General features: G+C 71.8%; 25 protein-coding genes. 11 read left to right on the top strand and 14 right to left on the bottom strand.

Translation table 11 applies throughout. The annotated features are described in order from the left end of the window. Window positions 1-40 precede the first annotated feature (40 nt). Window positions 41-1,450 (bottom strand): aminopeptidase P family protein, encoded by a 1,410-nt coding sequence (locus ACZ4MU_RS07885; RefSeq protein ID WP_467872410.1) that lies wholly within the window; start codon window positions 1,448-1,450, stop codon window positions 41-43. Between the two features lie 139 nt (window positions 1,451-1,589). Here ACZ4MU_RS07885 and ACZ4MU_RS07880 point away from each other — a divergent pair, with 139 nt between their 5' ends. After that, complete coding sequence (locus ACZ4MU_RS07880) at window positions 1,590-2,573, top strand: LuxR family transcriptional regulator (RefSeq protein ID WP_467872409.1); 984 nt, start codon at window positions 1,590-1,592, stop codon at window positions 2,571-2,573. Window positions 2,574-2,809: 236 nt separating this feature from the next. Continuing rightward, entirely contained in the window at window positions 2,810-3,841 is a 1,032-nt protein-coding gene (locus ACZ4MU_RS07875; protein ID WP_467872408.1) for a saccharopine dehydrogenase family protein, read from the top strand. A 37-nt stretch (window positions 3,842-3,878) separates the two neighbouring features. On the opposite strand, the gene ACZ4MU_RS07870 is transcribed toward ACZ4MU_RS07875, so the two are convergent. The 4 genes from ACZ4MU_RS07870 to ACZ4MU_RS07855 form a co-directional block, all read right to left on the bottom strand. Next, the gene (locus ACZ4MU_RS07870) at window positions 3,879-4,196 is read right to left on the bottom strand and encodes a hypothetical protein (protein ID WP_467872407.1); all 318 of its coding nucleotides are present in this window, start codon (window positions 4,194-4,196) and stop codon (window positions 3,879-3,881) included. Window positions 4,197-4,381: 185 nt separating this feature from the next. Next, window positions 4,382-6,739, bottom strand: coding sequence for an Orn/Lys/Arg family decarboxylase (locus ACZ4MU_RS07865; RefSeq protein ID WP_467872405.1), 2,358 nt, complete (start codon window positions 6,737-6,739; stop codon window positions 4,382-4,384). A 254-nt stretch (window positions 6,740-6,993) separates the two neighbouring features. Next, entirely contained in the window at window positions 6,994-7,728 is a 735-nt protein-coding gene (locus ACZ4MU_RS07860) for an SOS response-associated peptidase (RefSeq protein WP_467872402.1), read from the bottom strand. A gap of 132 nt (window positions 7,729-7,860) precedes the next feature. Further along, entirely contained in the window at window positions 7,861-8,709 is an 849-nt protein-coding gene (locus ACZ4MU_RS07855) for a dienelactone hydrolase family protein (protein WP_467872399.1), read from the bottom strand. Window positions 8,710-8,759: 50 nt separating this feature from the next. Between ACZ4MU_RS07855 and ACZ4MU_RS07850 the strand changes: the two genes are divergently transcribed. From ACZ4MU_RS07850 to ACZ4MU_RS07840, 3 genes are all read left to right on the top strand, one after another. After that, window positions 8,760-9,779, top strand: a complete 1,020-nt coding sequence (locus ACZ4MU_RS07850) for a GlxA family transcriptional regulator (RefSeq protein ID WP_467872397.1) — start codon at window positions 8,760-8,762, stop codon at window positions 9,777-9,779. Window positions 9,780-9,926: 147 nt separating this feature from the next. Beyond that, the gene (gene leuE / locus ACZ4MU_RS07845; RefSeq protein WP_467872394.1) at window positions 9,927-10,586 is read left to right on the top strand and encodes a leucine efflux protein LeuE; all 660 of its coding nucleotides are present in this window, start codon (window positions 9,927-9,929) and stop codon (window positions 10,584-10,586) included. Window positions 10,587-10,714: 128 nt separating this feature from the next. Continuing rightward, window positions 10,715-11,503: an HAD family acid phosphatase gene (locus ACZ4MU_RS07840; RefSeq protein WP_467872391.1), complete on the top strand. Its 789-nt coding sequence runs from the start codon at window positions 10,715-10,717 to the stop codon at window positions 11,501-11,503. Window positions 11,504-11,577: 74 nt separating this feature from the next. Here the strand turns inward: ACZ4MU_RS07840 and rox are convergent, their stop codons facing one another. Beyond that, a complete protein-coding gene (gene rox, locus ACZ4MU_RS07835; RefSeq protein WP_467872389.1) occupies window positions 11,578-13,026 on the bottom strand; it encodes a rifampin monooxygenase in 1,449 nt (482 codons plus the stop codon). Window positions 13,027-13,321: 295 nt separating this feature from the next. Here rox and ACZ4MU_RS07830 point away from each other — a divergent pair, with 295 nt between their 5' ends. Next, entirely contained in the window at window positions 13,322-13,684 is a 363-nt protein-coding gene (locus ACZ4MU_RS07830) for a chaplin (protein WP_467872386.1), read from the top strand. 26 nt (window positions 13,685-13,710) lie between these two features. Here the strand turns inward: ACZ4MU_RS07830 and ACZ4MU_RS07825 are convergent, their stop codons facing one another. The 4 genes from ACZ4MU_RS07825 to ACZ4MU_RS07810 form a co-directional block, all read right to left on the bottom strand. Then, window positions 13,711-16,527, bottom strand: coding sequence for a type 2 lanthipeptide synthetase LanM family protein (locus ACZ4MU_RS07825; RefSeq protein ID WP_467872384.1), 2,817 nt, complete (start codon window positions 16,525-16,527; stop codon window positions 13,711-13,713). Window positions 16,528-16,823: 296 nt separating this feature from the next. Continuing rightward, window positions 16,824-17,024, bottom strand: a complete 201-nt coding sequence (locus ACZ4MU_RS07820; RefSeq protein ID WP_190087684.1) for a DUF6229 family protein — start codon at window positions 17,022-17,024, stop codon at window positions 16,824-16,826. A gap of 634 nt (window positions 17,025-17,658) precedes the next feature. After that, the gene (locus ACZ4MU_RS07815; protein WP_467872382.1) at window positions 17,659-18,111 is read right to left on the bottom strand and encodes an iron chaperone; all 453 of its coding nucleotides are present in this window, start codon (window positions 18,109-18,111) and stop codon (window positions 17,659-17,661) included. Between the two features lie 167 nt (window positions 18,112-18,278). Further along, window positions 18,279-18,782, bottom strand: coding sequence for a cupin domain-containing protein (locus ACZ4MU_RS07810; protein WP_467872379.1), 504 nt, complete (start codon window positions 18,780-18,782; stop codon window positions 18,279-18,281). Between the two features lie 207 nt (window positions 18,783-18,989). On the opposite strand from ACZ4MU_RS07810, the gene ACZ4MU_RS07805 reads away from it, so the two are divergent. After that, a complete protein-coding gene (locus ACZ4MU_RS07805; protein ID WP_467872377.1) occupies window positions 18,990-19,889 on the top strand; it encodes an NmrA family NAD(P)-binding protein in 900 nt (299 codons plus the stop codon). A gap of 13 nt (window positions 19,890-19,902) precedes the next feature. Here the strand turns inward: ACZ4MU_RS07805 and ACZ4MU_RS07800 are convergent, their stop codons facing one another. Then, the gene (locus tag ACZ4MU_RS07800; RefSeq protein ID WP_467872374.1) at window positions 19,903-20,880 is read right to left on the bottom strand and encodes an epimerase; all 978 of its coding nucleotides are present in this window, start codon (window positions 20,878-20,880) and stop codon (window positions 19,903-19,905) included. A 137-nt stretch (window positions 20,881-21,017) separates the two neighbouring features. Further along, complete coding sequence (locus ACZ4MU_RS07795) at window positions 21,018-21,467, bottom strand: carboxymuconolactone decarboxylase family protein (RefSeq protein ID WP_467872372.1); 450 nt, start codon at window positions 21,465-21,467, stop codon at window positions 21,018-21,020. A gap of 83 nt (window positions 21,468-21,550) precedes the next feature. Between ACZ4MU_RS07795 and ACZ4MU_RS07790 the strand changes: the two genes are divergently transcribed. The 3 genes from ACZ4MU_RS07790 (at window position 21,551) to ACZ4MU_RS07780 (ending at window position 23,902) form a co-directional block, all read left to right on the top strand. Continuing rightward, window positions 21,551-22,429 carry a sigma-70 family RNA polymerase sigma factor gene (locus ACZ4MU_RS07790; protein WP_467872370.1) on the top strand — a complete coding sequence of 293 codons (879 nt, stop codon included), beginning with the start codon at window positions 21,551-21,553 and terminating at the stop codon, window positions 22,427-22,429. A 231-nt stretch (window positions 22,430-22,660) separates the two neighbouring features. Further along, window positions 22,661-23,209, top strand: a complete 549-nt coding sequence (locus ACZ4MU_RS07785; RefSeq protein ID WP_467872367.1) for a DUF1062 domain-containing protein — start codon at window positions 22,661-22,663, stop codon at window positions 23,207-23,209. Between the two features lie 135 nt (window positions 23,210-23,344). After that, entirely contained in the window at window positions 23,345-23,902 is a 558-nt protein-coding gene (locus ACZ4MU_RS07780; protein WP_467872365.1) for an SMI1/KNR4 family protein, read from the top strand. A gap of 63 nt (window positions 23,903-23,965) precedes the next feature. Here ACZ4MU_RS07780 and ACZ4MU_RS07775 read toward each other — a convergent pair whose 3' ends face one another. Then, entirely contained in the window at window positions 23,966-24,379 is a 414-nt protein-coding gene (locus ACZ4MU_RS07775) for a carboxymuconolactone decarboxylase family protein (protein ID WP_467872362.1), read from the bottom strand. After that, window positions 24,376-25,041: a class II aldolase/adducin family protein gene (locus tag ACZ4MU_RS07770; protein ID WP_467872360.1), complete on the bottom strand. Its 666-nt coding sequence runs from the start codon at window positions 25,039-25,041 to the stop codon at window positions 24,376-24,378. Before ACZ4MU_RS07770 ends, ACZ4MU_RS07775 begins: the two co-directional genes overlap by 4 nt. Window positions 25,042-25,173: 132 nt before the next feature. On the opposite strand from ACZ4MU_RS07770, the gene ACZ4MU_RS07765 reads away from it, so the two are divergent. Next, window positions 25,174-25,560, top strand: coding sequence for a MerR family transcriptional regulator (locus ACZ4MU_RS07765; protein WP_467873559.1), 387 nt, complete (start codon window positions 25,174-25,176; stop codon window positions 25,558-25,560). Window positions 25,561-25,606 lie beyond the last annotated feature (46 nt).

The following is a 25,606-nucleotide window of genomic DNA, read 5'->3' as shown; positions in this document are numbered from 1 at the left end:
GGCCGGAGGGGGACGGGCCGGGACCCGGCCGGGCGCCCGTTCAGCCCGCGAGGCGGGCCATCCACTCCTCGACCTCGTCCGCCGAACGCGGCAGGGCGGCCGAGAGGTTCTCGTGGCCGTCGGCCGTGACGAGGAGGTCGTCCTCGATGCGGACGCCGATGCCGCGCCACTCCTCGGGCACGGTCAGGTCGTCCGGCTGGAAGTACAGGCCGGGCTCGACGGTGAGCACCATGCCCGGCTCCAGGACGCCGTCGACGTACTCCTCGTTCCGGGCCTGCGCGCAGTCGTGGACGTCCAGGCCGAGCATGTGGCCGGTTCCGGCCATGGTGAAGCGGCGCTGGAGGCCGAGTTCGTAGGCGCGCTCCGCCGGGCCCTCGATGAACCCCCACTCGACGAGCCGGGCCGCCAGATGGCGCTGGGACGCCTCGTGGAAGTCACGGTAGGCGGCGCCGGGCTTGACGGCCGCCATCCCGGCCTCCTGCGCCTCGTACACCGCGTCGTAGACCTTGCGCTGAAGCGGTGTGAAGGTGCCGCTGATGGGGAGCGTGCGGGTGACGTCAGCCGTGTAGAGGGTGTGCGTCTCGACACCGGCGTCGAGCAGGAGGAGGTCCCCCGGGCGGACCGGGCCGTCGTTGTCGGTCCAGTGCATGATCGTGGCGTGCTCACCGGCGGCGCAGATCGTGCCGTAACCGACGGAGTTTCCCTCCAGGCGGGCGCGGCGGAAGAAGGTGCCCTCGATCCACCGCTCGGACGACGCGATGGCCCGGGAGAGCTCGCCGATCGCGTCGGTGAAGCCGCGTACGGTCGAGTCCACGGCCTTGCGCAGCTCGCCCACCTCCCAGTCGTCCTTGACCAGGCGCAGATCGCTGAGCGCTTCCTCCAGCTCCTCGTCGCGCTCCGCGTCGGTGGCGACGGCCGCTTCCAGCGCCGGGTCGACGCCCCGCACGATCCGGGTGGGCGCGTCGGAGGCGGCGAGGTCGTCGGCGGCGGTGCGCACGTCACGGCAGGGCAGCCCGAGGACGACCTCGGACTCGGCCAGCGAGCGGCGCCGTCCCATCCACAGCTCCGCGGTGGAGCTGGTCCAGAACTCGTTGTCGTCCCTGCTGTCCCGGGGCAGCTGGAAGCAGTAGGCGTCGTGGCCGCCGGCCGCCCGGGGTTCCAGGACGAGTGCGCCGTCGCGGGCCTGGTCCGCGGTCATGTGGACGTAGCCCGAGTACGGGCGGAACGGGTAACTGTCGTCGTTGGAGCGGGCCTTGAGGTTCCCCGAGGGGATCACCAGGCGCTCGCCCGGGAAGCGCGCGGAGAGCGCGGCACGGCGGGCGGCGGCGTACGGGGCCTGCTCGTCGGGCCGCAGGTCGCGCCGTTCGGTGTCCGCCCACCCCGTCCGCATCAGCGCGGACAGTTCCTCGGAGATCCCTGAGTAGAGACCGTTCTTCCGGCCTTTCGCCACGGCGTACACCTTCCTCTGGAGGGAGCTTGGGGTGCGTTCTGCGCGGACGGTACTCCGCGCCGCGCGCGCCCGGCGCCGAGGAGTGCCACTGGCACGGATCGGCCACCTGGCCCGGGCGGCGCGGTCGATAATGAGGTCCATGACGCAAGCGAAACTCGGCGAGGCCCTGCGGCTCCTGGGCATCGGCCCCTCGGCGGCCCGGGTCTATCTGGCCCTTCTGGAGCTTGCCCCGGCCCCGCTGAGCGTGATCGCGACGGCAGCGGGCCTGGAGGGCGCGGGCCTCACCGCGGCGTACGGCGAGCTGGTCGACGCCGGTCTGGCCAGCCCCGCGGAGGAGGGCGGGGACGTGGTGGCGCCGGTTCCGCCCGCCGCCGGCCTGGAGATCCTGGCCCGGCACCGGGCGGCGGAGGTCGAGGAGTCACGCATCGCCGTCGGGGGCGCCTTCGAGTCGTTCCGGCGCCAGCGGCTCGCCGCGTACAACGACCATCTCGTCGAGGTCGTCACCGGCGACGCCGTCGGCCCCCGGATGCGCCAGGCCTGGGCGAGCGCCCGCGAGCAGATCCGCCAATTCGAGTCACCGCCGTACTTCCCCCTGTCGAGCGCCACCGACGACGCTCTGGCCACCCTCGCGCGCGGGGTGACGCAGCGCGTCGTGTACTCGCGGGCGTCCCTGGAGTACCCGGGCCATCTGAAGGAGGCCGTCGAGCCGTGTGTCAACGCCGGCGAGCAGGCCAGGGTGCTGCCGTCGGTGCCGGTCAAGCTCGTGATCATCGACGAGGCGTACGCGCTGGTCTCGTTGTCGATCAAGGAGGCCGACGTGCACAACTCCATGCTGGTCGTCCAGCCCTGTGGGCTGCTCTCCGCGCTCATCGCCCTGTTCGAGCAGTCCTGGCAGAACGCCCTGCCCTTCCATGGCAGCACCGACCGCCCCGGCGGGCTGCCTCCGGCCGACCGCCGGCTGCTGTGGCTGCTCGCGGGCGGCGCGGGCGACGACGTCATCGCCCGCGAACTGGGCCTCAGCCGTCGCACGTTCTTCCGCCGGCTCCAGATCCTGATGGCCCGGCTGGGCGCCGCGAACCGCTTTCAACTGGCGTTGCAGGCACAGCGGCAGGGGTGGCTGTGACAGCGGTCGGCGGGCGGGGAGGGAGCGCGTACGGAAGGTGCGCCGGTGGGCGTCCGGCGGCACGCCCACCGCCCGGTTGCCGTGGCGACGCGGCGTCGTGGTCGCGTCCGTCGCATGTCCGAAAGTGTGCGGGTCATGTCGTTCCAGACACTCCCTCCGAGTGATCAGTCCCCGCCAGGATGGTCGCAGGTGATCGGCCCGGGACTTCGAACGGGCCTTGAGACGGGGAGAAACCCATGGTGGCGGGGCAGATGGTGGCGGTGTACGGCGCGTACGGGCACACCGGCCGGTTCGTGGTGGCCGAGCTGAGGGAGCGCGGGTTCGTGCCGGTTCTCTCCGGCCGGGACGCCGGAAAGCTGGCGGAGTCGGCGGTCTCCGCGCCGGGGTCCGAGGTCCGTCCGGCGCCGGTCGACGACCCGGCCGCGCTCGACCGCGTACTGGCCGGCACCGCGGCTGTGATCAACTGCGCGGGCCCCTTCGCCACGACGGCCGGACCGCTCATCGAGGCGGCGCTGCGGGCCGGGATCCCCTACGTGGACGTGGCGGGCGAGGTCGAGGCCACGCTCGACACCTTCGCGCACTTCGCGGAGCGGGCCGAGGCCGCCCAAGCGGTCGTCGTGCCCGCGATGGCCTTCTACGGCGGGCTCGGGGACCTTCTGCTCACCGCCGCGATGGGCGACTGGGAGAAGGCCGACGAGGCGCACATCGCGTACGCGCTGGACAGCTGGCACCCGACGGCGGGCACGCGCGCGGCCGGCGCGGTCTCCCGGGCGCGGCGGGAGGGGCGGCGCCTGCGCTTCGCGGACGGGCGGATGGAGTACCGCGACGACAGCGCGCCCACCGGCGAGTGGGTCTTTCCCGAGCCGGTGGGGGCCAGGACGGTCGTCGGGGAGTTCGTGACGACCGACGCCGTCACCGCCACGAACCATCTGACCGTCGCCGAGTTCGGCAGCTACATGACGGCCGAGGCGGTCACGGACGTGCTCGGGCCGGACTCCCCGGCCCCGGTCGCCGTCGACGAACGGGGCCGGTCGGCGCAGACTTTCCTCGTCGACGTCGTGGTGCGCTCCGGCGGGCGTGAGCGGCGCGCCGTGGCGAGGGGCCGGGACATCTACGCGGTCAGCGCACCGCTCGCGGTGGAAGCGGTGCACCGGATCCTGTCCGGGCGGACGACGAGGCGCGGTGTCGTCCCGGCGGGCGAGCTCTTCGACGCGCCCGACTTCCTGCGGGCGCTGGCCCCGCACATCGCCGTCGAACTGGACGCGTAGGGAAGCGGATGGGTGGGGGCCGCCCGCCCCGCCCAGCTCAGAACTCGCGGTCGATACCGGTGACGGACGCCGGTCCCAGAGGGGCGTCGCCCTCGGCAAGCCCGGTGTCGCGCAGGGCGGCGGTGAGCAGGTCCACGGCTTTCGCCTCGGCCTCGTCGCGCGTGGCCGCCTCCACTTCCAGCCGGACGGAGAACATGTTGCCGTCCTGGAGGGTCAGAAGGCTGAGGTCCTCGTTCTCCCCGAAGTCGGTGTTCGACGGGTCCTGTGGACGCAGTTTGCGCTCCACCGCGGAACGCTGGTCGTCGGTGATGCCGTGCACGAACGTACCCGGCACGGTGATGACGTAGTCGGTCATGGAAACTCCTGCCATGCAGGCCCCCGCGGTCGCCGGGGGCATCCCCTTGGAATGCCCCGAGACGGCGAACCCAACCGCCTCCCTCCCCCACTCGGTCCCCTCTTCCTCGGCCGACACGCCTCGGAACGGCCCGTTCCGGGCAGGAATGAACCGCCCGTCCCGGGCAGGAATCCGGGCCCGGCCCCTCACCCTCCCGGCCGGTCCTCCTCCCGTACGCATTCGATGAGGTAGTCACCCGTGTCCGGGTCGATGACCACGCCGTGGGCCTCGCTGTGGAAGCCGGGGAAGGCGCGGTCGAAGGCCTCCAGGGCGCCGAGGTAGCGCAGGACCGGGCCGTCGGGGGCGCCGAGGGCCTCTCCGGGCATCAGGACGGGGATCCCGGGAGGCGTGACCGTGACCATGGCGGCGGCCACCCGGCCCGCGGCCGCGCTGAGGGGCAGGCGTTCGGTGCCGCCGCGGATCAGTTGCTGGTAGCAGCGCTGGGGCGGCACGACGGGCCGGGGCAGGTCACGGAAGGCCGTGTCCAGGGCGTCGATCAGGTCGGCGCGGGTGAGGTGTTCGTGCATCTCCTGGCACAGTCCGCGCAGGGTGGTGTGGCCGTAGCGCTTGGGATAGGACTCGACGAGCCCGGGCAGCACCTGCCGCAGCGGGGTCTCCCCGTCGTGCAGCGCCTTGAAGTCCATCAGGGCGTCCATCAGGGTGCCCCACTTGCCCTTGGTGATGCCCATGGAGAAGAGGATGAGCGTGGTGTACGTGTCGGTCTTCTCCACCACGATGCCCCGCTCGGCGAGGTAGGCGGTCAGGATGCGCGCCGGGATGCCCCACGGTTCGCTGCGGCCCGCCGCCGTGACCCCCGGGCAGGTCAGCGTCACTTTGATCGGGTCCAGCATGCACTGGCCCTCGCTCAGACCGGGGAAGCCGTGCCAGTCGGCGTCGGGGTCGAGCTCCCAGCACCCCGGTTCGGCGGCCAGCAGCGCCGGTGAGGCGTCGGCGAACGGCGTACGGGACCCGGTGGCCGGATCGAGTACGGTCTCGGGCTGCCAGACGCCGAAGAACCAGGCCGGCCGGTCACCGGCGGCGGCGATACGGCGCCCGAGGCGCACGACGGCCTGCCGGAACCGGATGGCCTCGGTGATGGCCTCGTTGACCAGCCACTGCCCCTGCGGACCGTCCATCATCGCGGCGGCCACGTCCAGAGAGGCGATCGCGGGGTACAGCGGCGAGGTCGTCCCGTGCATCATGAACGCCTCGTTGAACCGGTCGTGTTCGACCGGGGCGCGGGGAGACGAACGCACGTGCACCATCGCGGACTGGGACAGCGCGGCCAGCAGTTTGTGGGTCGACTGGGTGGAGAAGACGGTGGGGCGTTCCCCGCCCTCGAAGGTCTCCGGGCCCACGGCCATGCCGTACCGGCGGGCGTAGAGCGGGTGGAAGCGCGCGTACGCGAACCAGGCCTCGTCGAAGTGGAGCCGCGGGGTGCTGGGCGCCAGGGCGCGCGCGGTCTGCACGGTGTCGTAACACAGGCCGTCGTAGGTGGAGTTGGTGATCACCGCGTACTGGGCGTGGGGGGAGACCGCCCCCGGCGTCAGCGGATGGGCGGCGATCCGGGCGGCCACCGCGTCCGCTCCGGTCTCGCTCGCGGGGAGGGGGCCCGCGAGACCGTAGCCGTTGCGGGTCGGCACGAGGTAGACCGGGCGCGCCCCGGAGATCACCAGACCGTGCAGCACCGACTTGTGGCAGTTGCGGTCCACCAGGGCGATCTCGTCGGTGGTGACGCAGTAGTGGCCGACCATGCGGTCCGCCGTGGAGTCGCCGTGCAGGACGAAGTACGTACGGTCGGCGCCGAAGATCCGGGCGGCGTGGCGCTCCGCCTCGCCGATGGGGCCGTTGTGCTCGAAGAGGGATCCCAACTCCCCCACGGAGATGGAGAGATCGGTGCGGAACAGGCGCTCGCCGTAGTAGTCGAAGAACGCCCGGCCCACCGGTGACTTCAGGAAGGCCACCCCGCCCGAGTGCGCGGGGGTGTGCCAGGAGTATTCGTGGGCGTCCTCGAAACGCCGGAGCGCTTTGAAGAACGGCGGCAGCACCGCGTCGCCGTAGGCGTGCGCCGCGTGGGCGACCCGTCCGGCGATGAAGGAGGGGGTGTCCTCCAGCGGCCAGATGTACCCGACGACGGTCTCCGCCACCCACAGCGGCAGTTGCTCCAGGCCGTGGTCGGAGTCCTCGGCCATGACGACGAAGACCGGCAGGTCCTTGAACCGGCGCGAGATCTGCCGCAGTGCGGCCGCGCCTCCCGCTTCCGTGCCGTACGGCTCGGCGTCGGCGGGTTTGCCGCCCGCGGACGGCAGATCCCACGCCACCACGGCGGCGGTCAGCCCCGCCTCGGTCCGCAGCGCCGCGCAGGCCGCCTCCGCGGTCCGCGCCCAGCGCACTTCCAGACCGCGGTTCTCCAACTCCTTCCCGATACGGCTCAGTTGCTCCGCCCCGGCCCCCCCACCGAGGGGGTCCTCGCGCAGGGCCAGCAGGACACTACCGTTCGCCATGACATCTCCACCCACGTCGCACCGGACAGCTACGGCTCAGATGGCAAGCATCCTGCGCGGGGAGGGGAAGAGTTTGCCGGAAACGGTAAACCACCCGTATGGGTACAGGGGGGTTGAACCCGACACCACGGCGCCGGGACCGAGGCGGCCGGAGGACGGCGGAAACGGTCCTGCGCCATACCTTGGGCGCAGGGGCGGAGTTGAGCTCCTCACTGCACGGCGAAATCCCGACACGCGACCACCCGAGAGCGGCGTCACCCCTCCAGCAGCTCCGGCCCATTGTTGCGCACGCTGTTCACCGCCAGGGAGACCGGGCGGGCGTCGAGGTGGCCGTCCGCGGGCTGGCTCAGCAGGGCTCGTAGGTCGTCCGGGTCGTGGTGATGGGGGTCGAGCCAGGCGTCGTAGTGGTCCTCGGTGAGCGCCAACGGCATGCGGGGGTGGACGCGGCCCGCCGCGTCGGTGGCCTCGGTGGTGATGATGGCGCAGGTCGTCAGCCATGCGCCGGGGTCGTCGTCGTGCTTGACGGATCGGTCGCGCCAGTACGTGTACAGCCCGGCCAGGGCCATCACCCGGTCGTCCTCGGGGTGGATGAAGTACGGCTGCTTGCGGGGCTTGCCCGTGGCCGGGTCCTTCTCCTGCTGCCACTCGTAGAAGCCGTCGGCGGGCAGGAGGCAGCGGTGCTTGAGGAACTCGCGGCGGAAGGCGGGTTTCTCGTGCACGGTCTCCACCCGGGCGTTGATCATACGGGCGCCGACCTTCACGTCCTGTGCCCACGGCGGCACCAGGCCCCAGCGCAGCGGCCGCAACTGCCTGCCCGCCGGTCCGGCGCCGTCGTGGCCGCGGGCGGTGCGCTCCAGGACGGCCCACACCTCGTCGGTCGGCGCGACGTTCCAGCTCGGCGCCAGACGCTCCTCCGTACGCCAGTCGGTGACACGGAAGAGCTGGACCAGGTCCTCGGGGCTGCGGGTGGAGACATAACGGCCGCACATGGAACCACTGTGCCACCGGCGGCACCACCGGAAACACGGGCGCATGGCCTCGGCGGCGGGCGGACCGGCAGGAAGGGTGGCGGCGATCTGCCGTGGCGGCCGGGCGGTGAGAGCGCCTGGGCGCTGGGGCGGTCAGAGTGCCTGGGCGCCGGACGGCTCGCCGGGCGGGGTCAGCCGGTCCGCCAGGAAGGCCAGGATCTCGTCCCTGGCCCGCACCGTGGGATGGCCCGCCTCGTCCACGAGGTGGGCGGTGACGACGCTGTGCGGAGAGGCCACCACATCGGCGAAGAAGGGCGGCGGGTCGGTACGGGCGTCGCCGCCGTCCAGGACTCGGCCGTCGAAGGCATCGCCGAGGAGCGCGCGATAGGCGGCGAAGCGCTGGCCCGTGCACCAGCGGTCGTTGTCGAAGCGGTAGGCGAGTACCTTCAGTCCGTCCCGTACGACGCGCTCGCGGACCGCCGCCGCGTCCTCCTCGCTGATCTCCAGCCCGGCCGGATCGTCCAGCGGCAGCGAGGGGTGGTTGACGACGGGGGCGATGACGGCCGGCTCCAGCGCCATGGTGAGCGCGAAGTTGCCGGTGAAGCAGAGCCCGATCGCTCCGACCCCCGGACCGCCGCACTCGGCGTGCGCCCGGCGCGCGAGCCCGCGCAGCCACGCGGTGACGGGGCTGGTGCCGCCCTGGGCGAACGCGCGGAACTCGGCGCTGACGCACGCACGCCGTACGACCTCGCTTCCGCCTTCAGCCGTGGGGTAGGCACCGTCCACCCCGAACAGCGAGGGGACGTGGACCGTGAAGCCCGCCTCCCTTATCCACCGGGCCAGCCGCAGGACGTCGGGGCTGATGCCGGGCATCTCCGGCATCAGCACGACAGCGGGCCCGGCACCCGCCACGTACACCGTCTTCACCACTCCGTCGATCTCCACGAGCCGGCGGGAGAAATCCGTGATCGCGTCGTCTCGGCACTGTTCGGCAGCACTCATAAGGACAGCCTGGACTCGGCCGCGCCCAGGTCGGGAGGGGCCGGATCGCCATGGATGACGGTAATCTCGCCATCAGCCCCGACGGTGAGGAGGCGGACGTGAGCGCGTTGCGTGTGGGGGTCCTGGCCTACCCGGGGTGTTTCGCCTCCGAGGTGTTCGGCGTACCCGATCTGCTGACGATGGCCGCACACGTGGCCGGGCCGGACCGGGCGGGGTACGAGGTGTCCGTCCTCTCGCCCCGCCGTCGCGTCACCGCGTCGGGCGGCGCGGCCCTGACCGTCGCCCCGCTGCGCGAGGTCGACGTCCTCGTCGTACCGGGTTTCGAGCTCGTACCGGGCCTCGACCTGGACGCCGTACTCGCCCCCTTGGCCCCGGAGATCGCGGCGATCCGCTCCCACGGCGCCGCGGGCCGTGCCGTGGTGTCGATCTGCGTCGGTGCGTTCCTGCTCGCCGAGGCGGGACTTCTGGACCGGCGCCGGGCGACGACGTCATGGCTCTTCGCGGACGAACTGTCCCGGCGCTGCCCGGACGCCGAAGTCCGCTCCGACCATCTGGTCGTCACCGACGAGGGGGTGACGACGACGGCCGCCTTCAGCGCGATGTACGACTTCGCGCTGGAGCTGATCCGCGGGCACAGCGGCGCCGATGTGGCACGGACGACCGCGCGGGTCGCGCTCGTCGACGACGCCCGTACGTCGCAGGCCCCCTATGTCGACGCGCGACTGCTGCCGCGCCCCGGCAACGAGTTCTCCCACCGGGTCATGCGGCGGCTCGACCAGACCCTCGCCGCCCGGTACGACCTCACCGCGCTGGCGGGCGCCTTCAACGTGAGCACCAGGACCCTGCTGCGGCGCTTCGCCGACGAGACGGGCCGGAGTCCGCTGGAGTATTTGCAGTCCTCGCGCGTCCGGCGCGCCCGCCATCTCCTGGAGACGACGGACCGCACCGTCGCGGGCATCTCCTCCGCGGTGGGCTACCAGGACCCCGCGACGTTCGCCGCCCTCTTCGCCAGACACACCGGCCGCCGCCCGAGGGACTACCGCGCGGCCTTCCGGCGCGGTTCCGGCTGACAGGAGGCAGGGCGTGGGCGTGCGGGACCGGCGCGGCACGGTGGCCTAGGGGTACGGGAGGGCTCTCCGCCCTGCACCAACCGACCCCCGCGCCGCATCGTGAAACACTCCCACCCCACCCCGCACGGGTGTGCGACACTCCCCCGCATGCTGGGTGTAACCGATCTTCCGACATACCTCGTGGGCCTGGTGCTGATCATCCTGGCGCCGGGGCCCAACTCCCTGTACGTGCTCTCCGTAGCGGCCCGGCGCGGTGTGCGCACCGGATATGTCGCCGCCGCAGGGGTGTGGACCGGGGACACGGTGCTGATGACGCTCTCCGCGCTCGGGGCCGCGTCGCTGCTGCAGACGACGCCGCTGCTGTTCGCCGTCGTCAAGTACGCCGGTGCCGGGTATCTGTCCTGGATGGCCCTCGGCATGCTGCGCCAGGCGCTCGCGATGTGGCGCGACCGCCACACGGCCGCCGAGCCCGGCGCCGCCGACGAACTCCAGCAGGACGCGGCCGCCGAGCGGCCCTACCGGCGCGCCCTGATGCTCAGCCTCTTCAACCCCAAGGCGATCCTGTTCCTGGTCTCCTTCTTCGTGCAGTTCGTGGACCCTGGATACGCCTATCCGGCGCTGTCGTTCCTGGTGCTCGGCACCCTGCTCCAGCTGGCGAGCTTCCTGTATCTGTCCACGCTGATATTCAGCGGCACCCGGCTGGCCGCCGCCTTCCGCCGCCGCAGGCGCCTGTCGGCGGGCGCCACGTCCGCGGCCGGGGTCCTCTTCCTCGGCTTCGCCGCGAAGCTGTCGTTCAGCGGGGTGTGAGCCGCCTCACCGGTTCTCCGCGCGAAAGGGTGGGTCCGTCCCCACGGATCCACCCTTTCGTTACCCAGCGGTAAAGAATTGCCCAAACACCCTGGCGGGACGGTGTGTGATGCGCGTAGATCTTGCCCATGCGCACTGTCACCAAAACCGCGGCAACCGTCGCCGCCCTCGCCGTCACCGGCGCCGCCTTCTACGGCGCCGGCGCGGCCACCGCCGGAAACGGCACGCCGAAGAGCGACAGGGAAATCCCCAACATCACCAAGGTCGAAGACAGGATCAACGCCTACTACGGCGGGGCTCCCGACTCGACCGGCGCCTACCAGGCCTCCCCGACCAGCAACTACGCCAAGCAGGTCGCCTCGATCGAGGCCCGCGCCAAGCGTCGGATCACCCACGCCGCCGAGCACTCCGGGCGCGACGGCCGCAAGCCCGCGATCGTTCTCGACGTCGACGACACCACCCTGCTGACCTACGACTACGAGAAGAAGAACGGTTTCGCGTACAACGCCACCGCCTTCGACGCCTACGTCCGGAGCGCGCGGTCCATAGCCGTCTTCGGCATGCCCGACCTGGTCAACTACGCGGCCAAGAAGGGCGTCACCGTCTTCTTCCTCACCGGCCGCGACGTCTCGCAGCGCGAGGCGAGCGCCACCAACCTCACTTCGGCGGGTTACGGCGTCCCGGTCGACAGCGCGCACTTCTTCCTCAAGGACAAGGCCAACCCCCCGGCCTACCTGAGCTGCGGCAAGCCCACCTGGACCTGCTCCACGGTGGACTACAAGGCGGGCACCCGCCGGCACATCGAGAGCCTCGGCTACCGCATCGTCGCCAACCTCGGCGACCAGTACACCGACCTCGCGGGCGGCCACGCCGACCAGACGTACAAGATCCCGAACCCCATGTACTTCCTGCCCTAGGCGGACCGGCCGGAGCGCGCCGGACACCCCGCGCACCCCGGCCCCCACTCACCTCTCCCCGCACCGGCGCCCGTTCACCGGGCCGGTCCCGCGCCCTCCGCCGCCGCACCGAACCACCTGGGCAGGTGTGCGAGCAGTTCCCCCTGATCGTCACCGACCCACGCCACATGGCCGTCCGGGCGCAGCAACACGGCGGGCACGTCCAACTCCGCGCCCGAGTCGACGACATGGTCGATCCGGTCCGACCAACCCTCCACCGACAGCCGCCCGGTACGGTCGAGCAGCAGTCCGCGCCCACCGCGCATCTGCTCGTACAGACGCCCCCGCGTCAGCCGTACGTCCCGCAGCCGCCGGCCGAGCAGCGGGTGGCCCTCACCGAAGTCGTAGGCGACGTCGACCGCGGTGATCATCCCGGTCACGTACCGGTTCACCTCCTCGAAGTCCATCAGCTTCGCGAAGAGGGTGCGCAGCGCGGTCGCACCGGCGTCGCTGCCGAGGAGGGTGATCTGCGCACGGGTGTTCTCCAGTACGGCGGCGCCGACCGGATGCCGTTCGGTGTGGTAGCTGTCGAGGAGCCCGTGTGGCGCCCAGCCGTTGACGGCGGCGGCCAGCTTCCAGCCGAGGTTGAAGGCGTCCTGCACGCCCAGGTTCAACCCCTGGCCGCCGGTCGGCGGATGGATGTGTGCCGCGTCCCCGGCCAGGAACGCACGGCCGACCCGGTAGTGCTCGGCCTGCCGGCCGGCGTCACCGAACCGGGAGAGCCAACGCGGCGAGTGCACACCGAAGTCGGTGCCCGCGTAGGCGCGCAACTGCCGCTTGAAGTCGTCGAGGGTCGGCTCGGCCGCGCGGTCCTCGGCCACACCGTCGGCGGGCACGACGACGCGGCACACCCCCGCGTCGTCGGGAGGGGTGACGGAGAACCGGAACTGCGTCTTGTTGACCTCCGCGACAGCGTCGGCGACCGTGGCCGGGTCCTCGGCCACCTCCATCTGGCCCAGCAGCGTCTCGACCGTGGCGGGTTCGCCGGGGAAGGCGACACCGAGCAGTTTGCGCACGGTGCTCCGGCCGCCGTCGCACCCCACGAGGTAGCGCGAGCGCACCCGGGTGCCGTCCGCCAGCTCGGCCTCCAGCCCGTCCTCGTCCTGGCTGAGTCCGACCACCTCGCAGCCGCGCCGGATCTCGGCGCCGAGTTCGAGGGCGCGCTCGGTGAGGAGCCGCTCGGTCACCGGCTGCGGAGTGGCGACACCGTACGGGTGGGCCGTGTCCAGCCCCTCCGGCCACGCCTTCACGACACCACCGAACAGACCGCCCACCCGGAACTTCTCACTGACCGCGAGGAACCTCTCCAGCAGACCGCGCTGATCCATCACCTCGACGCTGCGTACGTGCAGACCCTGTCCGCGCGACTGGTCGGTGGGTTCGGTCAGCTTCTCCAGTACGACGACGTGCACACCGTGCAGCCGCAGTTCACAGGCGAGCATCAAACCGGTCGGTCCCCCGCCGGCAACGACCACGTCGATCATCAAAGTTTCCCGTTTCCGCAGGTCCTGGCATCGGCCTGTGATTGTGCGGGATGACGGGGGCCTTGCCGCAAGCCCCCTGGTGGGCTATACCTTGAGAGTGGCAAGGAGCGGACGAGCTCCTTGCCTTCGACGTTTCCAACCCTCGTCGTTTCCAGCCCTCGTCGGTTCCCCGACTTCCTCGTTTCCGGCGTCGCCGCACTCCCTCCCCCGCCTCGGACACCGGCCGCTTCCGGCAAGCGGGTGAACCCTCCGATCCCGGCGCGCGGGATCGAATCACACCGGTTTTCATGTCCATATGACCAACACCAAGAAGTACCTGCTCGCCGCTGTTGCCGGCACTGCCCTGACCCTCGGCTCCGCCGCCCCCGCCCTGGCGGACAACGGCCCGAACCACGGTCACGGCGGCCACGGCTCCTACGGCCGTGACCACGACGACCGGGACCACGGTGGCCGTCACCACGGCGACCGTGACCACGGTGACCGTGACCGCTACGACGACCACCGCGGTGACTCCCGTGGGACGGAATGCACCAACCACGGAGGTGCCTACGCCGAGGGGTACGTCGCCCACTCCCCCGGCGTTCTTTCCGGCAACCTGATCCAGGTCGTGGTCGACGCTCCCATCAACGTCTGCGGCAACAGCGTCGGGATCGGCTGAACCTCCGGACCTGCCATCGCGGCCCCTCAGTCCAGAAGGAGGGGATTGGGCAGAACGGCCTCGGGGTGCATCCGCAGAAGCGTGTGGAGCACCCCGGACAGCCCCGACATCAGGCTCGGCGAGAACGCCTCGCGGGCCAAACCCCCCACCGGCCCGCGCTGTTCGAGGCCGCTGAGGATCTCGCCGTCGAGGTCGGCGGCGTCACCGACGCCCACGGACGTCAGGAACTCCCAGAGCCCCAGGTCGCCGTGGCACAGCGTGTGACTCCAGCCGAAGCCCTCGGCGGCGCAGGCGTGTGCGGCGCGCCTTGCCATGTCCAGGTGGGCGGGGTCGCCCGTACGCCGGTGGAGGTCGAGCATGCCGATGCCGATCCCCGCGCTCCCGTGGCACCAGCTGGTGAAGAAGTCCTCCTCGGCGCCGACGCGCACATCCTGCCAGTTGCCCTGCTCGGGCCGGTAGAGGGACTCCTGGAAGGCGAAGGCCCGTTCGGCGAGGCGAGCCCAGTCACCGCGGTCGGCGGCGGTACCCGCCCGGCTCAGGGCCAGCCTGGCCAGCGCCCAGCCGATGCCGGTGGCACCGTGCGCGAAGCCGCCGATGCCCTCGGGGTTGAGCCGGGTCGTCCAGCGTGCCCCGGCGCCGTCGACCTCGGCGAGCCCGGAGAGCCGACGGCCGATGCGCGCGGCGGCGTCCAGCCAGCGATCCTGCCCCGTCGCCTCCGCCAGGTCGATCAGCGGGACCACTCCCCCGGCCGCCCCGTTGAGGAGATCCACCTCCACGTCGCCCTCGACCAGCGGCCCCCGCGCCAGCAGTATCGCGCGCTGTTCCGCCCGCTCCACCAACCAGGGCTCACCGAGCACCCGGTGCAGCGCCAGCCACGTCCACACCTGCGACGCCGCCCCGCTGAACGCGCCGGCCGAGGGCGTCGGCGTACGGTCCTCGGTGCTGATGAGCACCCGCAGCGCACCCTCGAACACCTCGGACACGCCCGGCACTTCGTCCGCCCGCCCGGCCCTCGCCTCCGTCACGTACTCGGCGAGCGTCAGCGCCACACCCCCCTGCCCGGTGTACAGATCGGCGGGCAGCACCCTGATGGACCATCCGGCCGGGGTGAAGACCGGGCTGATCCAGGTGACCGTGCCGTCCTCGCCGCGCACCGCGCCGTCGCAGAGCCGCCGCACCATCCGGGTGGCCAGGTCGCGGCGCCGCCGCTCCCGGTCCCTGGCGTGCGGGTCGCGGGCAGCCGCCTGGACCCGCTGGGGCAGCGAGCGCTCGTTGAGGTACGCCCCCACGAGCGCGTCCTGGATCACCGCCTCCTCCAGGGGCAGGTCGGCTGTGAGCCAGTCCTCGGCCGTGGCCCCTACGACAGCCGCGTCCACCACGAAGGTGGACATCGGGACGTCTCCGGCCATCAGGTCCGCTGTCTCGCCGTCGATGGCCGCACGGTCGGTGGGGGCACCGGGCAGCACCTCCGCGTTGCGCCGCAGGATGTCGCGGGCGCGCTCGACGGCCGCCGCCTCGTCGTGCAGCGACGCGGGGTGCCACAGCATCCGGCCGATGTCGACGTACGCCTGGGTCGGCCGCAGGATCCGCCGCACCTGAGCGCCCCGGAAGCGGCGCAGCATCCGGTGCGGGTCGGTGCCCGGGCGGCGCAGATGGGCGGTCATCTCGCGGAAGCCGGCCAGGACCCGGTCCCAGTACGCGCTCAGCACCGGGGTGGGGCTGGGGTGGTTGCCCGCGGTGGGCATGGCGACCAGGTCCACCTCGAAGCGGGCCTCGGCGGTGCCGCCGTCCGCGATCACGGGGTGGGGGATCAGCGGCTGCTGGCCGGGGAGGGCACCGATCCCGGAGATGTCCACTCCGCCCAGCGCGAAGCCGGTGCCGCGTACGGGCAGAAGCCCGGTGCGCAGCACGGTACGGCGGATGGCCGCCGCCGCCACGTCCACCGCGTCGCCCCGGCCGCTCGCGGGGAAGGGCGCGGGAGCGTCGAAGAGTGTCTCCGCGTCCACGATCACCGGTACCGGACCCGCCGCGATCATGTTCTCGGCGTGCATGTCCGTGCCGCCGGTGAAGCGCAGCACGGCGAGCCAGTGACCGACGTTGCGGTAGAACGCGGCGAGTTGGCCGTCGTCCGCGCAGTAGCGGTGGCGTACGAACTCGGCCCAGCCGTAGCCGTCACGCACCAGCGTCCTGGGCACACGAATGCGTTCCCCCGGCCGCGGCGCGTCGGGGAAGTCCGCGAAGACGTCCTCCAGGAGCTCGCCCAGCGCCACGTCCACCTGCGAGGGCCGGGGTTTGTACATGACGCTGCCGCCGTCGAAGTCGACCCTGCTGACCGTCAGACCGCCCCGGTGGGTGTCGCCCTCTCCGAAGACGACAGCCCGTATCTCCCCGGCGGGCGCGCCCAGCAACGGCCCCAGCAGCGCACGGTCGGCCGCCAGCCGCTCGGCGAACCGGGCCGTGGCCGCCACCGACAGCCGCGCCACCGTCGCGATCCGCCGTCCGAGCGTGGGATAGCGGTCGGCCAGCCGATCGAGATAGCCTTCTTCCTCGGCTTCTTCGAGGAAAGCGGCCCAGGTCGCGGTGGAGTCCTCGGCCTGCCCGCCGCCTTCCGCCATGCGCCGGGCGTGCAGTTCGATCAGGAAGAGCCGGGACAGCTTCGCGTGCAGGGAGCCGATCAGGGCAGTGTGGCCCGCCTCCAGCGCCACCTCGCGCTCCGCGTCCGCCAGGGCGTCCACGGCCGCCAGCCGCCGGGCCAGCTCCTGGCGCCAGGGCCGGGCGATGGTGCGTACCGGACGGACGAACCACTCCGCCTCGTCTCTCTTCTCCGGCGCCGATCGGTCCAAGGCCCGCCCCTTCCCCGTACGTCACACGTCACGCCGTCGAGGCGCTCGACTTGGTTGTCGACCTGGTGCTCCACGTGGGGCGGGGAACCGCCCGGCCAACCCCGGTCCGTCAGTGCGCCGCGGCATGGTGAGCGGCCCCCACCCGTCGTTCGGTATGTCCCTGCGCTCCTGCGGTATTTCCGTACGCTCCTGTCCGCGAGCGTCACTCGGCGGCGACGCGCCCACCGGGGGCGGTTGCCAGGACGCTCAGGGAGCATGTCCCGCAAAAGGATCTCTGCGGGAACGCTCCTCGGTGATCAGCAACACCAGCTTCCGCGCGACCCGCTCGGGCTGGAGCAGAACCCGTACAGGGAGTCGCTGGGGTCGGTCAGCGCGGCCTCGGCGGCGGCGCCGCCGACGTAGAGCGGACCGGCGGGGTTGGACTGGCCGTACGCGCTCTCGGCACCGGACAGCCAGGCGTTGAGCACGGCGGTTGCGGGAACACTGGTCTGGGGCATCTGTGGCCTCCGGACGTAGGAAAGTGGGCGGACTGCCCAGTGCCGAGTATTGCCGGATCCGAACACCTGTCAGATGGCTAATCCGGCCACAGTCCGGGGAGTCCGGTGCGCGGAATGCCGGTCCCTGAGGCGCCCGTTGACGACGGTACGGGAAGTGGGGGGCCGTCTGCCGCCGGGGTTCGGGGAGCCTTATTCGGGCTTTGCCTTGATCGAGTGCGATGGCCGCATTGCGCCTTGACGTTGGGCGCGAGCGGGTGCCGCGCCGGGGTGTCCGGCGCCCGTCGCGTCGGCCATGGCGCGTACCGGCGGACGGAACCGGTCTTGTGGGAAAGGGGTGTCTGCCCGCCGCCCGATGGCGGGCAGACACCCGCGGGGCACGCCGAGACGGGGGACCTCCGCGTACCCCGCACCCGGCGGCCGGGCCAGGAGAAAGCCACGCCGCCGGAGCCACTGGGGCTGCAACGAGCGTGACAGCCGCCGTCCCCGGCTCAACAGCGATCCCTCGGCCAACAAAGCCCGCGCGATGGCCGACGAGCGCAAGGTGGCGTCACCTGCCGCGCCCAGCGGAACACGCGCCCCGCCCCATGTGCCGGTCGTCCCGGGTGACGGCCGGGGTGGCACGAACGCCCGCGGCTCAGCTCACCGCCTGCTTCACCAGCGCGGCTATCCGCGCCTCCACCTCATGCGTCACCTCGGTCAGGGCGTAGGCCGAGGCCCACATCGTGCCCTCGTCGAGCTGCGCCTGGTCGCTGAAGCCGAGGGTGGCGTAACGGGTCTTGAACTTCTCGGCGCTCTGGAAGAAGCAGACGACCTTGCCGTCCAGCGCGTACGCCGGCATTCCGTACCAGAGCTTCGGCGCGAGCGCCGGGGCGGTGGCCGTCACGACGGCGTGGACGCGCTCGGCCATGATCCGGTCCGCTTCCCGCATCTCGGCGATCTTCGCGAGGACATCCTGCACCGCCTGGGCCGCCTTGTCCGCACGCGAGCCGCGTCTCGACGCCGACTTCAGCTCCTGGGCGTGATCCTTCATCGCGGCCCGCTCCTCGGCCGAGAAACCTTCGTACGCACGGTTGTCGGTGATGCTCATGATGCGTCTTCCCCTTGATGACCTTGATGTGCGGCTCTGATGTGCGGCTCTTGAGAAGACCATAGCCAGGGGCACTGACAACGGCGTCCGACCGTGTCCGCGGGAGGGCGGTGACCGCGCTTGTGCGATGCCGTCGCCATGGCAACGCCATTGCTGGAACCGGACGTTCAGGACACGGCGACGGCGAGCGCGGCGCGCCAGGCAGGGCTGTCGACATAGTGGTTGTCGTAGCGCTCCGAGGACTCCGCGATCTTCTTCGGGTCGGTCTCGCCGCGCATCACGCTGCCCAGCAGCCGCAGATAGTCGAAGCGGCCCATGCCGGGCGTGAAGGTGAACAGGACGTCGGCCTCGCACCCCGGGGCCGCGGCGAAGGCGTGCGGGGTGTGCGGGGGCACGGCGAGGAAGTCTCCGGCGTTCAGGATGGTGACCTCCTCCCCGACCAGCACCTGGAGGGACCCGCTGATCACGAAGAAGAGTTCCGTCGCCTTCGTGTGGAAGTGCGCGGGAGCACCGACGGCTCCCTCGGCGAAGGTGGAGCGGTAGGAGGTGAAGCCGCCGCCCGGCGCGCCCGTCTCGGCGAGGAGGGTCATCACGCTGCTCGGGTCGGCGCGGGTCTCGGCGTCGGCGGCGCGGGTGAGGAGAGCGGCGGAGGCGGCGTCCGTGCTGGTCATGGTGGTTTCCCCGTTCGGTTCGGCGGCGGTGCGGTGTCGCTGTGATCACCACTTTACGTAGCCGGAAGACCCGCTGCGGAGTGCAATTTTTGACCGTGATTCGAGGTCAATCATGCTTGGTGGCACCAGGCGTGCCGGAGAGCGGGGGCGGGCGGTGGCTTGCGTGCCGGGGCGACTGGGTACGCGGGACCCTGGAGTGCACTGCCCGTGACGTCCACGAAGGGACACCCGATGACCATCGCGGTGACCACACCGACCGGACACGTGGGATCGCGCGTCGTGCGGCTGCTGCTGCAAGCCGGCGTCCGCCCCCGCGTCCTGGTCCGCGACCCGGACCGCCTGGACGACGAGACCCGCGCGCGCGTGGACGTACGCCGAGGCGACCTGACGGACGCCGCGTTCGTCCGCGAGGCGGTGGCGGGGGTACACACCGTCTTCTGGGTGGACCCCACCCCCCACACCACGGCCGACCCGGTCGAGACCTCACTGCGTACCGCGGCGCCTCTGATCGAGGCCGCGCGGACCGGAGAGGTGCGGCGGGTGGTGCTGTTGAGCAGCGTCGGGGCGGAGAAGCGGCACGGCGTCGGGCACATCGACGCGTTGGCCGGGATCGAGGAACGGCTCGACGCCACCGGGGCCGACGTTCTGCACCTGCGTTGCGCGTACTTCTTCACCAACTTGCTGTTCGACCTCGACGGGATCGCCGAAGGGGTGCTGACCACGGCGTTCGACCCCGACCATCCGATGCCCTGGGTCGATCCGCGGGACATCGCAGACGTGGTGGCGGCCCGGCTGCTGAGCGACGCCTGGCGGGGCCGGGTGGTGCAGGCCGTCCACGGACCGCAGGACCTCACCTTCCGCCAGGTCGCGGCAATCCTCACGGACGCGCTCGGACGCCCGGTGCGCGTCAACCCCGTCAGCGACGACACGACGCGGGACACCCTCCGCGCGGCCGGACTGCCCGCCTCGGCGATCGAGGGCATGGTCGGGATGACCGCCGGAACCCGCGACCTGAAGCCCGAGCAGCCCCGCGACCTGCTCACCACCACTCCCACCCCGCTCAGCGGCTGGGCCCACGCCCATCTGCGACCGCTGCTGGAGAAGTGACGGGGAGCGCGAGTCACGCGCTCGCGCGCACCCCGCCCGCGCTCCCGCCGACACCCGCGCGCCGACGGACGGCCAGATCACGGGCGGCCTCCGGCCATGTGCCGTGCTCGAAGGTGAAACCCGCGCCCAGGAGGCGACCGGGGACGACGCGGCGGCTCTTCAGCAGGAGCTCGGTGTCCGTGCGCAGGACGTACGCGCCGAGCTCCGCCATGCCCTTCGTCGCGGGCAGTCCCAGCGGGGCTCCCCAGGCGGCGCGCAGGGCACGCATGAAGACCCGGTGCGGAAACGGGGCGGGGGCGGCCAGGTTGACCGGGCCGGAGAGGTCCTCGCGGTCGGCCAGGAACCGGACCGCGCGGACGAAGTCGTCCTCATGGATCCACGACACGTACTGGGCGCCACCCGCGACGGGTCCGCCGAGCCCGAGCCGGGCCATCCACGACATCACGTCGAAGACCCCGCCCCGGTCGGGGCTCATCACCATGGCGGAGCGCAGCGCGACCTTGCGCGTCCCCGGGGTGTCGGCTTCCCGCTGCGCCCGCTCCCAGGCCTTGGCGATGTCGACGCTGTAGCCCCAGTACGCCGGGACTCCGGCCTCGGTTCCGCCGATCACCCCGGTGGCCTCGTCGTGGGGCACGTCGTAGCGGTGGGCGTAGATGGTGGCGGTGCTCATCTGCAGCCAGAGGCGGGGCGGCCGGGCGGCGGCCCCGATCGCCCGGCCCACGACCTGTGTCGAGCGGACCCGCGAATCCATCATGGCCCGCAGGTTGGCCGGGGTGTAGCGGCAGCTCACACTGCGGCCCGCCAGGTTGATCACGAGGTCGCTGCCGTCGATCTCACGAGCCCACGGCCCGAGGTTCTCACCGTCCCAGTGGACTTCGCGCTCCCCCACGGGCCGCCGGGTGAGGATCACGACCTCATGACCGGCCGCGGTCAGCGCACGGTCCATCACAGCACCGATCTGACCGGTCCCACCTGGAATGACCACCTTCATCGACTTCCCCTCCCTCTGCTGCGGTGAGCCTAGAGGAGAAGTTGAACGCGTTCAAATGGGAAGGGCGGGTGCGGGCTCGGGACGCCCCCCGGGCACTACCGGGCACTACCGGGCACAGGGCGTCCCACTCCCCCTCCTCACCAGGCCTTGCCGGCCTGCTCTCGAGTCGTCCGGTTGATCCGGTTGAAGAAGTTGGTGGTCGCGATCTCCAGGATGAGCGCGGCCAGTTGCTGCTCCGTGAAGTGGTCGGCGACGGCGTCCCAGATCTCGTCGGTCACGCCCGGCGCGCCGTCCTGGATACGGGTGGCCGCCTCGGTCAGCGCGAGGGCCGCGCGCTCCTCGTCCGTGAAGAAGGGCGTCTCGCGCCAGGCGACCACGCTGTGCAGCCGCTCGTCCGTCTCCCCGGCCTTCCTCGCGCCCTCCACGCCGGCCCAGACACACGGGCCGCAGCCGTTGATCTGGCTGGCGCGCAGGTGGACCAGCTCCAGCAGGCGCCGGTCGACGCCCGCGGCGTGAATCGCCTTGTGCAGGTGCTGGATCGCGGTGATCAGATCGGGGTTCGCCGGACCCTTCATACGTGCTTCCATCAGCCGTGCTCCCTCATCGGTTACGTGCGCCCTTCCGGGCTCGTCAACACCCATGACGGAGCGGTTTCGAGGAAGGTAACAAGATGTCCGACAGCACCCCGGGGGACCCGGTGGCCGAGGCCTTCGAGGCCCGGCGCGCGCGGCTGCGCGCGGTCGCGTACCGCATGCTCGGTTCGCACGCCGACGCCGAGGACGCCGTACAGGAGGCATGGCTGCGCCTGTCCCGTCAGGACGCGGCGGGTCTCCACAACCTCGACGGCTGGCTGACCACCGTGGTGAGCCGGATCAGCCTCGACGCGCTGCGGGCGCGCCGGACCCGCCCCGAGGCGTCGTACGGCGACCGGCTGCCCGAGTTCGTGGTGACGGCCGACGACGGGCCCGTCCCCGAGGACGACGCGGTGCTCGCCGACTCGGTGGGGCTCGCCCTCCTCGTCGTCCTGGAGTCGCTCCGGCCGAGCGAACGGCTCGCGTTCGTGCTGCACGACCTCTTCGCGGTGCCGTTCGCGGAGATCGGCCAGATCCTGGGCAAGTCCACCGACGCGACCAAGATGCTCACCAGCCGCGCGCGGAGGAAGGTGCGGGCGACCGACCGGCCGCCGGAGGCGGGACCGGAGCAGCGCGCGGTGGTCCAGGCGTTCCTCGCGGCCTCCCGCGACGGGGACTTCGAGGGGTTGCTTCGGGTGCTCGACCCGAATGTGCGACTCGCCGTCGACACCCCCGCCGGTGTGGTCATCACCCTCGGTGCCACCGAGGTCGCCGCGGGCGCGAAACTGTCCGCGGCCGCGGCGGTACGCGGACGGGCCGTGCTCGTCAACGGCCTCCCCGGAGTCCTCTCCTGGCGCGAGGACGGCACCCCGCTCACGGTGCTCGCGTTCACCGTCGCCGACGGCCGGATCACCGAGATCACCGGCTTGGTCGACCCGGCCAAACTCGCGCGGATGGACCTCCCGACGCCGGTGTGAGACGGAACGCGGGAACGGGCAGGCCGGACCGGCCTGCCCGAGCGGGCGTACGAAAAATGGGTGGAACAGCGCTCCCGTGCGCCCGTAGCCTGCTGCCGCGCCATATCGCCCAGGCAAGGATGTGCCCTTGTACACCAAGTGAGTCCCCCCGACTGCTGATTCGTCGCGCGTCGCGCTTCCGCGCCGCGCTGCTTCCTGCTGCGGACTTCTCACTGAAACCGGTGTACTTCTGTGCTCACCACCTGGGTGGTCATGCCCACCTGCCTGCCCGTCGTTCTGCGCCGCTGCCACACGTGCGCGTCCGACCGCTTCCGGGCGAACGGCAAATTCCGCGTCAACGCCCATCACAAGCTGATCGACGTCTGGCTCCTCGCGCTCTGCACCTCCTGCGGGGCCACCACCAAAATCACGATCCTGGAGCGGACCAACGTACGTTCCGTACGTCCCGAGTTGCTGGACCGCATGCACGCCAACGATCCCGGCCTGGCGGCCGAGCTGCTCCAGGATCCGCTCGTGCGGCGCCGCAATCACCTCGCCCTCGACTGGGACGGCGCCTGGCACCTCGACACCGGGGGAACGGACCACCTCGGCCAAGAGGTGCTCGACGTCTCGGTCCGTTTCGCGGCGCCGATTCCCGTCCGGCCGGTACGGCTGATCGCGGACGGCTGCGGCCTTTCGCGAGCGAAGGTCGGGAGACTGCTGGCGGAGGGGAACCTCGTATCGGCGGTCCGGCTGAGCGGCAAGCTCTCCGGCGACTTCACCTTCACGCTCAAGCGCTGAGCCCCCCGGGGTTGCCCAGGGCCTGTCCGGCGGACTCCGCCGGACAGGCCTGCCGTGCGAGCATCGGTGCATCAGCGGCCCACGCCGCTGCCATACTCCTGGCGATCGAAGAGCGCACGGAGAGAGGAGCACACGGTGAGCGAGAAGGACACCGCTGTCGCGGCGGTCTGGGAAGACATCGAGCGCTGGTACGACGCCCAGGGCGCCGCGCATGCGCTCCAACCCCCGGCCACCGACGAGCGGATCGCCTCGGTCGAGGCAACGCTCGGCGTCGAGCTCCCCGCCGAGGTGAAGGCGTCGCTGCGCAGGCACGACGGGTCCACCGACGGAGGCTGGCCCAAGGGCCGGCTGCTGTCCTGCGACGGCATCGTCGGTGAGACACGCGTCTGGCGGGATCTCCTGGCCGACGGCACCTTCGACGACCTCAAGGATTTCCACTCGGGCGGCAACGCCCTCAAGCCCGGGTGGTGGAACACCGGTTGGGTCTCCCTCGACGCCGACGGCGCGGGCAACGGCTCCGTCCTGGACCTGTCGCCGGGGCCCGAGGGGAAGATCGGCCAGGTGATCGACATGGATCACGAAGTGGGACCGAGCGGGCCCATCGCGAGCGACTTCGCCGGATACCTGACGGATGTCGCCGCGCGGTTGGAGGAGTTCGCGGTGGTAGACGGGCAGCACGTGCGGGAGCGGTAGCCGGGGCGTCGCGGCGAAGCCGGACGGGCCGGGGCCCGGGCCTCTCCCGCCACGCCCGGCGCCCTACTGTTCCGTGGCCCCACCCCCGTCCCGCTCCCGAACGAGTTCCGCGACGATCTCGGTGCCGAGCGCGTACGCCGGTACCCCCGCCGTGATGAGGGCGGTCTCTGCGACGCCGATGAGGTCGGCGACGTCCGCTCCCGCGTGGAGTGCGCCCCGGGCATGGATCCTGGCCGGGTGGTCCCGGCCGAGGGCCAGCAGTTGGCCGAAGTGGACGAGCTGCTGCACGCGGCCGCCCAGCGGGTTGTCGGTCAGCACGATGTGGCGCAGCGCCGCGACGGCCTCCTCGGTCGGCAGCCGGCCGAACCGCTGGGCCAGGCACAGGCGTTCCTCCACGCCGCCGGGGACGGTTCCGAGGGTGGAGCGGTACCGGTCCCGTACGGCCTCCGCACGGGCGGCGGGGCTGTCGTCCGTCATGACGTGACCCGTGCGATCGCGGCGCGCACGGCCTCCTGGGCGCCCGGCGGGAAGTCCACGGCTCCGCCGATCGCGGCCGCGGCGATCTCGGCCTCGGCGCTCTCCTCGATCGCCACGACGAGGCGTGCGGTGGCGGCCGAGTCCGGGCCGAACGCGAGGAGGCCGTGGTTGGCCAGCAGGACGGCGGCCGTCGTCGGGCGCCGGTCGAGGACGGCGGCGATCCCCCGCACCGACACGTCGGAGCCGCGCGGCCCCCAGGGCACCACGGGGACGTCCTCGGCCTGCCCGGAGCGCAGCATCGGCTCGGTGCGGCAGGGCAGCGGGCGGTGGGCCACGGCGAAGGCGGTGGCGGAGGGCGAGTGGGTGTGGATGATCGCGCCGACGTCGGGCCGGGCCCGGTAGACGACGCTGTGCATGGCGATGATCTCGGCGCTGACGGACTGCAGTTCGCCCTCCAGGACCTGCCCGTCGAAGCTGACGGCCGCCAGGTCCTCGGGCCGTATCCCGCGCACGTATCCGGGAGTGAGCAGCATGCGCTCACCCTCCAGCCGGGCGCTCAGGTTGGCGTGCCCGGAGTGGGCCATCACCCCGGCCGCGAAGAGGCTCTCCGCGGCCTCCACCAATTGGTCGGCGCGCTCCTTGACCACGTACATATCACTCATGGGGTATCTCCCGCGTGTCCCGGCAGCGGCGGCTCGTCCGCCGCTGTCCACGTGTGGACCACTCTTCAACTTGAACTAAGGTTTAAGTCAACTGCCGAGAACGAAGGGGCACGAAAGGAGCGGAACGTGCGCATGACGATCGGGCGGCTCTCGGAGATCACCGGAGTGCCCGCCTCGGCCATCCGGTACTGGGAGCGCCATGGGCTGCTGCCCGCGCCCGAGCGGGTGAGCGGGCAGCGGCGCTATCCCCCGGAGGCCGCGGAGCGGATCACGGTGCTGCGCAAGTGCCAGCAGGCCGGGCTGACCCTGGTCGAGATCAAGGAGTTCCAGCGCGAGCAGTCGCGCCGGGAGACGATGATCCGCGCCAAGATCACCGAGATCGAGCAGCGCATGGTCGACCTCGACCACGCCCACCAACTCCTGACCCACGCCCTCAAGTGCGGCGAGGAGGACATCGTCAGATGCCCCAGGTTCCGCGAGCAGATGGCGCAGTGGCAGACGACGGCACCGACGCCCTGAACGACGCGCGGTGGGCCCCACCGGGGTTCCCGGCGGGGCCCACCGC

This window comes from Streptomyces sp. NPDC026377, assembly GCF_055567715.1.
This window is presented reverse-complemented; position numbering and strand designations above follow the sequence as displayed.